This is a genomic window from Acidovorax sp. JMULE5, assembly GCF_013376875.1.
GTDB lineage: Bacteria > Pseudomonadota > Gammaproteobacteria > Burkholderiales > Burkholderiaceae_C > Acidovorax > Acidovorax facilis.
Genome location: NZ_CP035951.1, coordinates 3,141,980 through 3,156,276 on the forward strand (window position 1 = coordinate 3,141,980; position 14,297 = coordinate 3,156,276).

Consider the following 14,297-nt stretch of genomic DNA (forward strand, 5'->3'; position numbering starts at 1 on the left):
CTTTGCGATTCGCGACAGTCCGGGTGTGCGGATGGTCCGCACCAAGCCATCAACTTTCTGAAGCTGCTATGCCCCTCACACTCATCATCACCGAAGGCATCCTGCCCAAAAACCGCCAACAAAGCACCATGGCACGCCTGTCGGAGGCCTTTCTCAAGCTGCACGGCTTGGCTGGCAACAAGTTCTTCACACCCAACGTCATTGGGCATATTTCAGAGCTCCCTGAGGGCAGCACCTACGCGGGAACAAGCCCGACCAACGTCGCCATCGTGGAATGGCTCACGCCCTCATTTGCGTTTGCCACACGGGAAGTGCAAACCGCCTATGTCGCCGAGGCCACCGAGATCCTCTTTGAAGCCTGCGGCGGCAAGCAGCCCCGCGAAAACATCTGGGTCAACCTGAAATATGCGGTGGACGGCATGTGGGGCATTGGCGGCAAGGCCTACACCAACCAGGAGCTCGGCGAAGCAGCAGCCCGCGGGTAAATCCAGCACGCCTCAACACGGTGCGTGCGACTGTATTGCCCCACATTGCCGCACCGTGTGCCCAAACTACCCAAGGCCCACCATGACGACTTTTGACGATGAAGGACTGAGCCCCCAGCCCACCCGATTGCTGCATACCATGTTGCGCGTGGCAGATCTGGAGCGGTCCATCGAGTTCTACACCAACAAGCTGGGGATGCGCCTGCACCGCCAGGAGCGCTTCCCCCAAGGCCGCTTCACCTTGGCTTTTGTCGGCTATGGCCACGAGTCCACCGACGCCAGCATTGAACTGACCTACAACTGGGACCAGTCTGCCTATCAACGTGGAACGGCCTACGGACACATCGCGTTGGCCGTTCACAGTGTGGCCAAAAGCTGCGCCAGCCTGCAAGCCGCCGGGGTTTCGGTAGTTCGCGAAGCGGGGCCCATGCAGTCCCTTTCTCCGGACCGGACTTCACCAGAAAACATTGCCTTCATTGAAGACCCTGACGGCTATCTGATAGAGCTGATTGAGCGGCGGTAGCGCGATCCCCCCGCGAATCGCCGGAGGCACACCACGCGGGGGCACTGCATCCGCAGCGCGGGCTGCTAGCATCCTTCGCTGTCCATCCACGCCCAAGGAGTCCCGTGATTCATAGCCCCAATATCCCGCGCCTGCACCGTACCTTGGGCCTTTTGAGCGCGGCACTGCTCTCCATCGCGGCCTCGTCGGCCCACGCCCAGGACACCTCCCGCATCGCCCGCGTCACCGTCTACCCCGGCAGCGCCACGGTGGAGCGTGTGGCCAAGGTGCCCGCTGGCGCGCGCAGCCTCACGCTGGCCTGCCTGCCCGCGTCGCTGGATGTGCAAAGCCTGCAGATCAACGCCGACCCTGCCGTGCGCGTGGGTGAGTTCAACGTGCTCACCGAGGACCGCGATGTGGCGGCAGGCTGCGCGAGCCCGCTGGACGGCCGCATCCGCGAGCTGGAAGACCAGATCGCGGGGGTGAAGGCCGAGACATCGGCGCTGCAACTGATGGATAGCTACCTGCGCAACGTGGCCGACACGGGCGCCGCACCCAATGAGGCCCCCGCAGGTCGTGCCAGCAGCTCCGGCGCCAGCCCTACACCCGCACAGATCACCGCCACCGCCGAGGTGCTGCGCAAGTCTGGGCAAGACAGTTTCGCCCGAGCCCACCAGCTCAAGCGCAAGCAGGAAGCGTTGCAGTTGGCCCTCAAGCCCCTGGTGGCCGAGCGCGACCGTGTGGCCAGCCAGCGTGCGCGGGTGGTGTCCGTCACCATCAATCTGGCCGCAGAGCGCGAGGCCGAGCTGCGCCTGTCTTACCAGGTGCGCGGCCCGGGCTGGCAACCCACCTACCGTGCCACGCTGGATGCCACCAAATCCACCGTGCTGATCGAGCGCCAGGCGCTGGTGGCGCAAAACAGTGGCGAAGACTGGAGCAACGTTCAACTGACCCTGTCCACCGGCCAACCAGGCCGCGCCACGCAGGGCCGGCTGCCGGATGAATGGACGCTGGATGTGGCCCCTCCGCCGCGTCCCATGCCCGCTGCCGCCCCCGCCATGGCGATGGCCATGGCGGCAGCGCCTTCGCCCGTGGCACGCTCGCGCAACGCGGTCGAGGAGGCCATGCCCACCTTCGACGTGAGCACCCTCGACAAGGGTTTTGCCACCGAGTTCGCCGTGCCGCAGCGCATCACCGTGCCATCGAGTGGCCAGCGCGTGACGCTGGCGCTGGGCAACCACACGGCCCCCGCCACGCTGATCACCCGCACAGCCCCGGCCGTGGCAGAGGTCGCTTACTTGATCGCCCACATGGCCCAGCCGCCGGGCGTGTGGCCTGCAGGGCCAGCAGGCCTGTACCGCGACGGTGCGTTTGTGGGCAACGGGCGCATCGACTTCTCCACCCCCAGCGCGGGCGCCCCGGCGGGCAGCACCAGCCTGTCGTTTGGCCGCGATGAACTTGTCACCGTGCGCGCCGAGCCCGCGCAGGACCTGACGGGCAGCACCGGCTTTACCGGCTCGCGCACCGAGCGCAAGACACGCCGCAGCTACAGCGTGGAAAACCGCCACAAGACCGGCATCACGCTGCAGGTGCTGCATGCCGCGCCGGTATCGCGCAACGAGAAGATCGAGGTCGAATCGCGCTACCAGCCCCAGCCCACCGACACGGCCTGGAACCGCACGCCCGGCACCGTGGCCTGGCAGCAGGCGCTGGGCGCAGGCGCCACGGCGCAGTTCAGCGCCGAGCACACCATCCGCTACCCCAAGGATGTGGAGCTGCAAGAACGCCAGTGAGCCAGCGCCCGAAGCCCGCGCTCAGCCGCAACAGTCGTTCACAATCGACAACAGCGCCCCACGAACCAGCCCGAGGAGCCCGCACCACCATGAGCTACCAACATATCCTCGTTGCCGTTGACGGCAGCCCCACTTCGGACCACGCCGTGGCCCAGGCCATCGGCCTCGCGCAATCCACGGGTGGCCGCATCCGGCTGCTGAATGTGATGGACCCCGTGGCCCACATCAGCGGCTTTGAGCAGCCCGAGGTCTACAGCCAGGAGGTACTGCCCCGCCTACGCAAGGCCGGCGAAGCCCTGCTGCACCAGGCCCTGGAGCGCGTGGCGCAACGCGGCGTACCGGTGGACACCGTGCTGATCGAGAACATGGACGCCCGTGTGGCGCAGCTGGTGGTGGAGCATGCGCAGTCCTGGGGGGCCGACCTGATCGTGCTGGGCACCCACGGGCGCCGTGGCCTGGCCCGCGTGCTGATGGGCAGCGATGCCGAGCAGATTGCACGCACCGCGCCCGTGCCCGTGTTGCTGGTGCGTCTGCCCGCAGGGGCAGACGTGGCCGCCAGCGCCTGACAGACCCTCCCTCGCGCCATGACCGTCTCCGAGCCCCCGCAGCCCCTGCCCTCCCGCCGCCCCACCGTGGCGTTCATGTTTTCCCACCCGGCCCACTTCATCGCGCTGGGTTTTGGTGCGGGGCTGTCGCGCGTGGCGCCGGGCACCGTGGGCACGCTGTGGGCGTGGCTCAGCTACCTGGCGCTACAGCAATGGCTGGCACCCCAACACATGGGCATACTGATTGCCGCCAGCACCGTGGTGGGCTGGTGGGCCTGCACCACCACCGCGCGCAACATGGGTGTGGCCGACCCCGGCAGCATCGTGTGGGACGAGGTGGTGGCCTTCTGGCTGGTGCTGTGGCTGGCCATGCCCATGGGCTGGTGGGGGCAGCTGGTGGCGTTTGGGCTGTTCCGCTTTTTTGATGCGGCCAAACCCGGCCCGGTGGGCTGGGCCGACAGTCTGTTCAAGGGTTTTGGCTGGCGCGGCGGCTGGGGTATCTTGTGGGACGACTTTGTGGCAGCCTTCTGTACCCTGCTGGTCATTGCAGTGTGGAGGTTCGTATGACAACCGCATCGCTATCAAATAAAGAGCTGCTAGCGCTTGATACATCAGCGCTAGAGGCCAATTTGACCCAAATTTCTCTGGAATTGCTCAAACACAGCCACCTGCTGGCCACGGCCGAGAGCTGCTCGGGCGGCATGATCGCAGCGGCCTGCACCGACCTGGCGGGCTCCAGCCAGTGGTTCGAGCGCGGCTTTGTCACCTACTCCAACGCCGCCAAGGTCGAGATGCTGGGCGTGCCCGCCGCACTCATTGAACAGGAAGGCGCCGTGAGCGAGGCCGTGGCCCGCGCCATGGCCGATGGGGCGCTGACCCATTCCCAAGCACATGTCAGCCTGGCCGTTACCGGCGTGGCGGGCCCTACAGGCGGCAGCGAGGCCAAGCCCGTGGGCACCGTGTGGTTTGCCTGGTGCGTGGGTGGCGAAACCCACAGCGAGATGCAGCACTTTGCGGGCGACCGCGCCGCCATCCGTGCGGCCACGGTGCGCTACGCACTGCAGCGGCTGCTGGGCTTTTTGCTGGCCTGACCCCTGGGTGGGCGCCTGACGGGGCGCACACGCCAACTCAGCCTGTCGCTCCACCGCATTCAACCATCGCCGCATCCCGCATGACCTCACCCACCTGGTTTGAAGGCTTCGCCACCCAGCGCATCACCACCGCTGGCGCCGAGATTTTTGTCCGCACCGGCGGTACCGTGGGTGCACCACCCCTGCTCCTGCTGCACGGCTTTCCGCAAACCCATGCGCTGTGGCACCGCGTGGCGCAGCAATTAGCGCGCGACTACTTTCTGGTGCTGCCCGACCTGCGCGGCTATGGCGATTCATCGCACGCACCCGGCCTGCCGGACCACAGCAACTACAGCAAACGCGCCCTGGCGCAGGACATGGCCGAGGTGATGACCGCGCTGGGCCACGACCACTTCTTTCTGTGCGGCCACGACCGGGGGGGCCGCGTGGCGCACCGCCTGGCGCTGGACCACGCCGCGCGCGTGAAGAAGCTGTGCCTGATCGACATCGCCCCTACGCTCGACATGTACGCCCGCACCGACATGGACTTTGCGCGCGCCTACTACCACTGGTTCCACCTGATCCAGCCCGCGCCGCTGCCCGAGAGCATGATTGGCGGCAACCCGCTCGCCTACCTGCACGCCAAGCTGGGCGGCTGGGGCAGCGCGGGCCTGGCCCACATCGAGCCCCAGGCGCTGGCCGACTACGAGCGCTGCTTTTGCACGCCCGAGGCCATCCACACCGCGTGCGAAGACTACCGCGCCAGCGCAGGCATCGACCTGGAGCACGACCGCGAAAGCCGCGCGCGCGGCGAGAAGATCGCGTGCGACACGCTGGTAATCTGGGGTGAACACGGCGTGGTGCACCGCCTGTTCGACCCGCTGGCGCTGTGGCAGGCGCAATGCGCGGGCGTGGTGACGGGCCAGGCTGTGCCGGCGGGGCACTTCATCCCCGAGCAATTGCCCGAGGCCACGGCCCGCGCGCTGAGCGCCTTCATGCGCTGACGACCGGTTCCTCATCGGCACGGAAGGGCAATCGCAAGGGCCCGCCGTGCATTTGTTCACGCGCTGCCCGGCCACCATGCCTTGCACAGTGCGCACAGGTGCCCTTGCGTTCCTAGAATCCGCCGCTTCGCACGCTGCGGAACCCATCGCAAACACGACGTGTCGGCGAGCCCCCGCTTTCCGCAGCGCCCCACCGAGCCTTGCCGATTGCGTGACCATGCCCCCTTTTACCGCCACCCAGAACCAACTGCTCACCGAGCACCTGCGCAGCTTTCTGCCAGGCATCGAACCCGAAGCGCTGGAGCTGCTGCGCGCCCAGCTGGAGTGGGTGGAGGTGCCCGGCGGCAGCACGCTGATGGCGCAGGGCGAGCCCGGCGAGTCGATGTACCTCACCGTGAGCGGCCGCCTGCGTGCCTATGTGCGCAGCGATGACGGCAGCAGCGGCCCGCAGCGCCGTGTGGCCGATATGGGCCGGGGCCAGGTGATTGGCGAGATCAGCCTGTTCACCGACGCACCGCGCGCCGCCACCGTGGTCGCCGTGCGCGACTCGGTGCTGGTGCGCCTGACCAAGGATGTGTTCAAGACCCTGCTGGCCAGCAGCGCCCAGGTGTCGATTGCCCTCACGCGCCAGATCATCCAGCGCCTGCAAACGGGCACCGCCGCCCACACGGCCGCACAGGAGCGGCCCGTGGCCATGGGCCTGCTGCCCGTGAGCAGCGGCGTGGACCTGCAGGGCTTTGGCCAGAGCCTGGCGCGCCAGCTGGGCACCATCGGCCGCGTGCGTGTGGTCGACTCCGCCACCGTGGACGCAGAGCTGCACGAGCCCGGCATTGCCCAGCGCGAAGGCGCCGACGCCACGGCCAACCGGCGCATCGCCATGCTGCTCGACGAAATCGAGGCCCGCAACGACTTTGTGCTGCTGCTGGCAGACCCCGAGCCCACGCCCTGGACGCGGCGCGTGAGCCGCCACTGCGACGAGTTGCTGCTACTGGCCGACGCGCAGGCCGAGCCCGCCATCCACCCCATCGAAGAAAACTGCCTGCTGCGCCGCGCGCCCCTGGCCGAGGCCGCCGAGATCCTGGTGCTGCTGCACCCGGAAGGCACCCAGTGCCCGCGTGGCACCCAGCAATGGCTGGACCGCCGCCCCGTGGCCGACCATGTGCATGTGCGCCCCACCCTCGACCGCGACATGGCGCGCCTGGCCCGCATCCAGAGCCGCACCGCCGTGGGCCTGGTGCTGGCGGGCGGCGGTGCGCGCGGCTTTGCGCACCTGGGCATCTACCGCGCATTGCAGGAAGAAGGCGTGGAGGTCGACTGCGTGGGCGGCACCAGCATCGGATCGGTCATGGCCGCGTATGTGGCATCCGACCAGCCGCTGGCGACGGTCATGGCCAACGCCCGCGAGGCGTTTCGCACCAACCCCACGGGAGACTTCAACCTGCTGCCGCTGATGTCGCTCATCAAGGGCCGCCGACTGCGCCACATCCTGCACGAGGCCGTGGGGAGCCTGGTGGGCTTCCCGGCCCAGGTGGAAGACCTGTGGAAGAACTATTACTGCGTGGCCACCAACTACTCGCGCGCCAGCGAACAGGTGGTGCGCCGTGGCAGCCTGGTGAAGTCGCTGCTGGCCAGCATCTCCATCCCCGGTGCATTGCCGCCCGTGGTGCACGAGGGCGACCTGCTGTGCGACGGTGGCACGTTCAACAACTTTCCGGTGGACGTGATGCGCAGCAGCATGCGCGGCGTGGGCACGGTGATCGGCGTGGACCTGAACTTCCGCAAGCCGCGCCGCATTGAGCTGGACGACATCCCCACCAGCTGGGCTCTACTGCGCGACAAGCTGCGCCCGCGCGCCCAGCGCCGCTACAAGCTGCCCTCGCTGGCCAGCTACCTCATGCAGGTCACCATCCTGTACAGCATGTCGCGCCAGCGCCAGTCGCAGCAGCTCACTGACCTGTACTTCAACCCCCCCATGGACCGCGTGGGCATGCTGCAGTGGAACCGCTTCGAGCAGATCGTGCAGCAGGGGTATGCACATGGCATCCAGGTGCTGGACGGACTGGATGACATCAAGCGCCGGCGCATCGGCGGGCTGCGCACCCGTTGAGAACGCACCACACGGCCCGGTCGCCCAAGCGGCATGCAACAGGCAGGCACCGGTGTAGCATGGGCGCCCTTGAGGAGGAGACCCCATGCACCCCAACGCCCAGACCCTGCAGCGCTTCTACACCGCGTTTGCGCAGCTTGACCACGCCACCATGGCCGCCTGCTATGCGCCCAACGCCACGTTCGACGACGAGGCCTTTTCCCTAAAGGGCCGCGACCAGATCGGCGGCATGTGGCGCATGCTGTGCACCGCCACCAAAAAGCCCGGCGCGGCCGAGCACTGGAAGCTCACGTTCAGCGGTATCGAAGCCGACACGGCCGGCGGCAAGGCGCACTGGGAGGCGCACTACCTCTTCAGCGCCACGGGCCGCAAGGTGCACAACATCATCGACGGCACCTTCACCTTCACGCCCGAGGGGCTGATCGCCACCCACCGCGACCGCTTCAACTTCTGGCGCTGGGCACGGCAGGCGCTGGGGGCGCCAGGGCTGCTGCTGGGCTGGTCGCCATCGCTCAAGCGCAAGGTGCGGAGTACTGCGGCGGGGAATTTGAAGAAGTTTTTGGCGCAGGGGTGAGGGGTGAGGGGTGGTATTACGGTGACGCAGATCGCTCAGCGCATTGGGAACTGCGGTTCTCGACCAGGAGCTGTCATTGGGCACGCAGGCACGACGGCCCCTTAAAGGCCCCCCTTTTCTGTGCTGATTAATGACCGCTCCCCGCAATTGGTCCTCTTGCCTACGCCCCGTCAGAACATGGTGTTGCGATTCGCGTGCCGCGTAGGCACTGCCTGTTCAACGTCCCAGAGTTCGACGATCAGGCCCTTCTCAACCCGGAAGATGTCCGTGGCGGCGCTGCCTCGATCACTGGCGTCTGCTGGATTCTCTTTGCAATGATCATGTACCACCAGACTTCCTTCGGCAATCACCCGCTTGATGTGTCGCAAGGCATGCTCTCATGGCAACGCAGCCTGCTGAGACTTATTGGTTCGGATCAAGACCTAACGGTTCCATTCTCTGGACTGGAAAAGCACCACTGTTGAGCAGTTCATTGAGGCGGTCGACGCCTACATTCGCTGGTACAACAAGAATCGGATTGAGATCTCCCTGGGCGCTCTCAGACCCATGGAATACGAGAGCGCCTTGAACTTGCGGCAAAAACCCGATTCACGCTCTTGTCCGCCACTTTATGGATGAGGTTTGCGTCTAAATGAACATCCTGCCCGAACATCGTGACCTGATCGATCACGCCGCCAGTCTGCTCAAGTCGCATTGCAGGAGTCGGCCACGCACCTCAGCGCTGCGCCCAATGCAGCTGACACTGCAAAAGCGATACTTGCGCACGCCCCGCTTTTTTTGCCGCATAGAGCGCTTGGTCAGCAGTGCCTAGCAAGGCCGTTGCGCACATTTCTGGACCGGGGCTGCAAAGGTGATCTTTGTGACCTTCCGTTGCCGTTTCTCTGAGTAGCGATCCGTGATCGAACCAAGCGACTCCCACGGAGATGGTAAGAAACCCAGTATCGGACGCAACGTGCGGAATCTTGAGTTGATCCACGTTTTGCTTGAGCGCTCTAGCCACCGCCATCGCGCCTGATCCATCTGTCCCTGGCAGCACCACCGCAAACTCCTCCCCCCCGTAGCGGGCGATCAGGTCGCCTGGGCGATTTGTGGATGCCAGCATGGCATACGCAATGCCAATCAAAGCAGCATCCCCTGCTCCGTGCCCGTAGGTGTCATTGAAGCGCTTGAAATGATCTACATCCAAGATAAGGACCGACAGCGGTGTTCGATCACGCCTTGCGCGCTTGCATTCTTGCAATAGAGACTCGTCGAGCAGGCGTCGATTGGCCACGCCAGTAAGCGCGTCAGTGAAGGAGAGCTGGCGCAGCTGGTCGAGAGCGCGTTTCAGCCGCAGCTGGGTTCTTACGCGAGCAGCAACAACGGCCGGATGAAACGGCTTGGTAATGAAATCTGCGGCGCCTTGGGCCAGTGCCTCTTCTTCCATTTCCACGCTACTGTGGCCGGTGACAAAGATGGCGAACATATTCATCAGCCGAGGCTGGGAACGCATAGCTACTAGGACTTCAAAGCCTGACATGCCAGGCATCTGGACATCTAGCAAAACCACATCGGGCGGTTCTTGCTCGGCCAACCGAAGTGCATCGCTTCCGTTGAGTGCGTAACGGATACTGCCAATGCCCGACAGTATCTTGATCAAAGCGTGAATGGCCGTGATGTCGTCGTCCACGATCAAAAGGCTGGCTCGGTCTAAGGCAAGCTTGTGGGGCATCTGTAATAGCTCGGCTTAAGACATTGTTGCCAGTCCCCCGATGTCATGCACGCGATGGTGGACAACCCAAGTACGGACCTTTCCTAGGGCGTTGACAACTGACGCCGTTAGAACATGGTGTTGCGGTTCTTGACTTGCGCCGGCACCGCCTGTTCAACATCCCAGTGTTCGACGATCAGCCCCTTCTCAACCCGGAAGATGTCCATAACGGCGCTGCCCCGATCATTCGCATCGGCCGGGTTCTCTTTGCAATGGTTGTGCACCACCACCAGGTTGCCTTCGGCAATCACCCGCTTGATGTCGCAACGGAAATTGGTCTTCTCGACGTATGCAGCAAACCCTCCGATGAACGCGGCGCGGCCATCAGAGCCGCTGGGGTTGTGCTGGATGTATTGATCGGCTGAGATGTACTTCTTCGCGGCCTCGACGGGCTTGCGCTGCACGAAGGCGAGGTCGAAGAATGCCGTCACGATTTGCTTGGGCGTCTGCTCCGCAGCCGCTGGAATCGCCACCAGGGCGGCCAGGAAGACCAATGAGAAACGCACTGGGGTCAAAAGAGTCATGGGGGTAGCTTTCGTAATAGTGGTGGGATGGGCGAGGTAACTTGTCACCAGCTGGACGCTGTGTCTACCAGTCGCACACGGGTCGACAACGCATGCAAGGCGATGGCATGCAGCATCTCGCTGACGGTCGTGCATGCATCGGTGAGCACCGTCACGCGCTCGTAGGCATCGGCTTGGCGAGACAGCGCCGTGTGGGTTACACAGTTCTGCGTCATCATTCCGCAGAGCACGAGTTCGGTGGCTCCCAGTGCCTGCAGTGTGGCGTGCAGGTTGGTGCCCTCGAAGCTGTCGGCGAAATGCTTGACCGCCACGGGTGCATCTGGCGCGGCTGCAAGGATGCGCGGATGGATCTTCACGCCGTCTGTGCCGGCGTTGAAGAACGGGGCGATGCCCTGCGTGGCGTCCGCCACGTGTTGCACATGGATCACCGGCAGGCCTCTTGCTTGCGCATCGCGGATCGCCTGTTCTACAGCGGCCAAGGTGGCCTCCGTGTTGGCCAGGGCGAAAGCACCGCCTGGAAAGTAGTCGTTCTGCAGATCGATCAGTAACAAGGCTGGTTGGGACATAAGAGGTCTCTGGAGCAATGAGTGAGCTTTAATTCTGCCGAGAACAGGCGCGCTAGACCATCGGCCTGAAAGTCAATCATCGGTAAGATCGGGCCAACTTGCTCTTACTTCTGATTCATCGATGCCATTGACCTCATCAGCCGCAGGGCAAACGCGGCGTCGCCGCGTGGCGATCGTCGCGTTCGACGGCATCAGCCCATTTCATCTGTCGGTGCCTTGCGTGGTGTTCGGCGAGGGCTTGGCGCCAGACAACCCTTTTGAACTCGTGGTCTGTAGTGTTGACCCGGTACCCGTGCGAACCAGCGCGGGCTTTGCCTTGACTGCCCTGCCATCGCTGCGCGCCCTGCAAAAAGCCGAGGTGGTGATCGTGCCGAGCTGGCGCGACGTCAACGAACGCCCCCCTGAAGCACTGCTGCGCGCCCTACGGGCCGCCCATGCGCGAGGCGCCTTCATCGTGGGGCTTTGCTTGGGCAGCCATGTGCTGGCCGAGGCTGGTCTGTTGGCTGGTGGAAGGGCCACCACACACTGGGAATACGCCCCACTGTTTGCCCAACGTTTTGCGGATGTCAGGGTGGAGCCAGACGTGCTCTATGTCCAGGAGGGGCGCGTGCTCACCTCTGCGGGCACTGCAGCAGGGCTGGATGCCTGCCTGCATCTGGTGCGGCAGCAGTTGGGAGGCGAACGCGCCAATCAGTTGGCCCGGCGGCTCGTGATCCCACCGCACCGCGAAGGTGGTCAGGCGCAATACATCCAGCAGCCCTTGCCCAAGGCCCGCACCGGCACTCGGCTGGGCCGTCTTATGGACGAGGTGCGCGCGCGGCTTCATGAACTCCACAGCCTGGACTCGTTGGCACAGGAAGCGGGCCTCAGCCGCCGAACCCTCACCCGGCAATTCAAGGCCTTGACCGGCACTTCGGTGCAGGTGTGGTTGTTGGCAGAGCGCGTACAGCTTGCGCAGCGCCTGCTTGAGCGCGAGCCACTGAGCATCGAGCACGTGGCCGAGCAAGCTGGTTTTGGTTCAGCGGAGTCATTCCGCCTGCAGTTCCGGCAATTAGTGGGCGTGTCGCCCAGTCAGTGGCGAAAGACGTTCGCAACGGTCTGACGGTGACTGAGGGCACGGCATGGCTCGCGCTGGCATCACATTGCGGCGCCATCACCGTCTAGCTGATTGCCGATGCCTTCGCAGTCCACCTGGTGTTCTGCTGTTGAACTTCCGCTCCTCCAGGCTGAATGTCCGCTGTGGGTCAACGCGCGAAATCCATTACGCGGATTGCCGCCCCCCAAAAAAGCGGACGTCCTTTGACTGAATTCGAGTGCACTTCAATCACCGCTGTCAGACGGCCTATCGATCGGTCTCAAAGTCAGCAATGGGCCGAGGCTGTGTGGAAACGCTCAACGAGTATGTGTGCCAGTCCCGTCACGCGTCACTGAGCCGCATTTTCCAGCAGCTCTGTTGAGTAGTCGTTTTGGAGCACCTTGGGCCTTGCGACGCATTTCTGAGGCCTTTCTCGGCCTGTAAAAGCCAACAAAGGCTTTACGCCTTCACCATCCGCATCGCCAGCATCATCTGCGCGATACCCATCACGCTCATCACCCGCTTGAGGTTGTAGGCCAGCACATGCAGGCTCATCTCGGTGCCCACGTGCTTGAGGGTCTTCATCAAGAAGTGAATTGAGCCCATCCAGTGCTTGAGTGTCCCGAAGACATGCTCCACGGTGGACCTGCGCAACGTCATGGCCTCGGGGTTACCGTCTAGCCGTTGCTGAACGCGCGCCAGAACATCTTCGTGCTCCCATCGGCGAATGCGCCGGTTGCTACTGGTCGTGCACTTGGATTTGAGCGGACACTTTGGGCAGGCACTAGACCAATAGACGCTCAGATTCAGACCCTTCTCGAGCGTTTTGAAGCGATGGATCGCACGCTCGCCTGCAGGGCACTGGTACTCGTCATCCTTAGCGATGTAGATGAAGTCGGCCTTGTCGAAGCGCCCTTCAGCCTTTGCGTTTGACGTCATCGGTTTGGGCACGAAGGTCGTGATGCCAGAGTCTTCGCAGGCCTTGAGTTGCGGGCCGCTGAAGTAGCCTCGGTCGGCGAAGGCTTGCAAGCCCTGGCTCCCCATAGCCTGGTCTGCGGCACAGGCCATGTTGTGCAACTGCGCACGGTCATTGCCAACGTTCGTCACCTCGTGCACGACGACCAAGTGGTGCTTGGCATCGACAGCGGTCTGCACGTTGTAGCCCACCAGGCCCGATCCCTTGGCCTGGGTTGCCATCGAACGTGCATCGGGATCCGTGAGGGAGATCTGGCCATCGGGCAGGCTCTTCAATTGCTCCTTGAGACCGTCGAGTTGCCGCATCTGCTCACGCAGCTTTTTTAGCTTCTCCTGCAGTCGTTCTGTCTTGGCTTCGACCTCTGCCGGCTGCGTGCGGTCAGCGGTCTCCAGCGCGTCCAGGTAACGCTGGATACTCTGCTCGATCTGCTGCTGGCGGGCCTCGATCTTGCCGGCGGTGAAGTTGCGGTCACGGCTGTTGACGGCCTTGAACTTGCTGCCGTCGATGGCCACGATGGCCTGCGAGAAGAGGTTCAACTGTCGGCACATGGCGATGAAGCGCTTGCAGACGTTGCGGATGCCAGCGCCGTTGCTTCGACGGAAGTCCGCAATGGTCTTGAAGTCCGGCGCAAGGCGCCCGGTCAGCCACATCAGCTCGACATTGCGCTGGGCTTCACGCTCCAGCCTGCGGCTCGATTGGATGCGGTTGAGGTACCCGTAGATGTAGAGCTTGAGCAGGACAGCGGGGTGGTACGAAGGCCGGCCAGTGACTGCCGGATTGATCCCATCGAAACCAAGTGCCCGAAGATCCAGTTCTTCGACAAACACATCCACAACACGCACCGGGTTGTCCTCTGCGATGTAGTCGTCCAAGCACTCCGGCAGCATAGTGACCTGTTGTCGGTCTTCGCCTTCGATGAATCGCTTCATGGGGGCACCTCGCTTGAATCGGGTGCTGCTATTTTAGTTTTGGACCGCAATCGTGGGTGGAGTTTTCACACAGCCTCGGCCCAAAGCGCCCTATCACTGTGCTCGATCAGCGACAGGCAGCCACCCACCTTGAACCTCGCCCACACATCTGCACTAGGTGGCAGTGAAAACCTCAAGCCAAACTGGGCTCTAGCGCTTATCCAATAAGCGCTAGTAGCTATTAAGTTATCAGTTTTCCCACCTCAAAACCCGTGTCGCTCGGGTACTTCGTGCCACTACCGCAACGGCACGGTTCATTGCGGCTGAACATGCATCGAATGCTATGCACGGCGACGAAAATTCAGCCGCCAAGCGTTAGGCCTGCCGAGTGTGCTGCGGGCCTGGTCGCCCTCGCAAA

General features: G+C 63.8%; 16 protein-coding genes. 11 read left to right on the forward strand and 5 right to left on the reverse strand.

Annotation, left to right across the window (positions count from 1 at the left end):
• Window positions 1-68: 68 nt before the first annotated feature.
• The 9 genes from EXV95_RS14280 to EXV95_RS14320 all read left to right on the forward strand — a co-directional run bounded on the left by EXV95_RS14280 (window position 69) and on the right by EXV95_RS14320 (window position 8,080).
• A complete protein-coding gene (locus EXV95_RS14280) occupies window positions 69-485 on the forward strand; it encodes a 4-oxalocrotonate tautomerase (RefSeq protein ID WP_176887350.1) in 417 nt (138 codons plus the stop codon).
• 82 nt (window positions 486-567) lie between these two features.
• Window positions 568-1,008, forward strand: a complete 441-nt coding sequence (gene gloA / locus EXV95_RS14285) for a lactoylglutathione lyase (protein WP_176887351.1) — start codon at window positions 568-570, stop codon at window positions 1,006-1,008.
• Window positions 1,009-1,112: 104 nt separating this feature from the next.
• Window positions 1,113-2,780, forward strand: a complete 1,668-nt coding sequence (locus EXV95_RS14290; RefSeq protein WP_255484747.1) for a DUF4139 domain-containing protein — start codon at window positions 1,113-1,115, stop codon at window positions 2,778-2,780.
• Between the two features lie 89 nt (window positions 2,781-2,869).
• Window positions 2,870-3,346: a universal stress protein gene (locus tag EXV95_RS14295; protein WP_176887352.1), complete on the forward strand. Its 477-nt coding sequence runs from the start codon at window positions 2,870-2,872 to the stop codon at window positions 3,344-3,346.
• Between the two features lie 18 nt (window positions 3,347-3,364).
• Window positions 3,365-3,892 (forward strand): phosphatidylglycerophosphatase A, encoded by a 528-nt coding sequence (locus EXV95_RS14300; RefSeq protein WP_176887353.1) that lies wholly within the window; start codon window positions 3,365-3,367, stop codon window positions 3,890-3,892.
• Window positions 3,889-4,416: a CinA family protein gene (locus tag EXV95_RS14305; protein ID WP_176887354.1), complete on the forward strand. Its 528-nt coding sequence runs from the start codon at window positions 3,889-3,891 to the stop codon at window positions 4,414-4,416. Before EXV95_RS14300 ends, EXV95_RS14305 begins: the two co-directional genes overlap by 4 nt.
• 80 nt (window positions 4,417-4,496) lie before the next feature.
• On the forward strand, window positions 4,497-5,399 hold the full coding sequence (locus EXV95_RS14310; RefSeq protein WP_176887355.1) for an alpha/beta fold hydrolase: 903 nt from the start codon (window positions 4,497-4,499) through the stop codon (window positions 5,397-5,399).
• A 217-nt stretch (window positions 5,400-5,616) separates the two neighbouring features.
• The gene (locus EXV95_RS14315) at window positions 5,617-7,506 is read left to right on the forward strand and encodes a cyclic nucleotide-binding and patatin-like phospholipase domain-containing protein (protein ID WP_176887356.1); all 1,890 of its coding nucleotides are present in this window, start codon (window positions 5,617-5,619) and stop codon (window positions 7,504-7,506) included.
• 85 nt (window positions 7,507-7,591) lie between these two features.
• Window positions 7,592-8,080, forward strand: coding sequence for a nuclear transport factor 2 family protein (locus EXV95_RS14320; RefSeq protein ID WP_176887357.1), 489 nt, complete (start codon window positions 7,592-7,594; stop codon window positions 8,078-8,080).
• A 170-nt stretch (window positions 8,081-8,250) separates the two neighbouring features.
• Here the strand turns inward: EXV95_RS14320 and EXV95_RS14325 are convergent, their stop codons facing one another.
• Complete coding sequence (locus EXV95_RS14325; RefSeq protein WP_176887358.1) at window positions 8,251-8,448, reverse strand: hypothetical protein; 198 nt, start codon at window positions 8,446-8,448, stop codon at window positions 8,251-8,253.
• A 124-nt stretch (window positions 8,449-8,572) separates the two neighbouring features.
• Here EXV95_RS14325 and EXV95_RS25165 point away from each other — a divergent pair, with 124 nt between their 5' ends.
• Window positions 8,573-8,698: a hypothetical protein gene (locus EXV95_RS25165; RefSeq protein WP_370460269.1), complete on the forward strand. Its 126-nt coding sequence runs from the start codon at window positions 8,573-8,575 to the stop codon at window positions 8,696-8,698.
• Window positions 8,699-8,795: 97 nt separating this feature from the next.
• Here the strand turns inward: EXV95_RS25165 and EXV95_RS14335 are convergent, their stop codons facing one another.
• From EXV95_RS14335 to EXV95_RS14345, 3 genes are all read right to left on the reverse strand, one after another.
• Window positions 8,796-9,749, reverse strand: a complete 954-nt coding sequence (locus tag EXV95_RS14335; protein ID WP_218135465.1) for a diguanylate cyclase — start codon at window positions 9,747-9,749, stop codon at window positions 8,796-8,798.
• 149 nt (window positions 9,750-9,898) lie between these two features.
• Entirely contained in the window at window positions 9,899-10,354 is a 456-nt protein-coding gene (locus EXV95_RS14340) for a nuclear transport factor 2 family protein (protein WP_176887360.1), read from the reverse strand.
• A gap of 44 nt (window positions 10,355-10,398) precedes the next feature.
• On the reverse strand, window positions 10,399-10,920 hold the full coding sequence (locus EXV95_RS14345) for a cysteine hydrolase family protein (protein ID WP_176887361.1): 522 nt from the start codon (window positions 10,918-10,920) through the stop codon (window positions 10,399-10,401).
• A 121-nt stretch (window positions 10,921-11,041) separates the two neighbouring features.
• Here EXV95_RS14345 and EXV95_RS14350 point away from each other — a divergent pair, with 121 nt between their 5' ends.
• On the forward strand, window positions 11,042-12,022 hold the full coding sequence (locus EXV95_RS14350; RefSeq protein WP_176887362.1) for a helix-turn-helix domain-containing protein: 981 nt from the start codon (window positions 11,042-11,044) through the stop codon (window positions 12,020-12,022).
• 432 nt (window positions 12,023-12,454) lie between these two features.
• Here the strand turns inward: EXV95_RS14350 and EXV95_RS14355 are convergent, their stop codons facing one another.
• Window positions 12,455-13,900, reverse strand: coding sequence for an IS1182 family transposase (locus EXV95_RS14355; protein ID WP_176887363.1), 1,446 nt, complete (start codon window positions 13,898-13,900; stop codon window positions 12,455-12,457).
• Window positions 13,901-14,297: the final 397 nt, after the last annotated feature.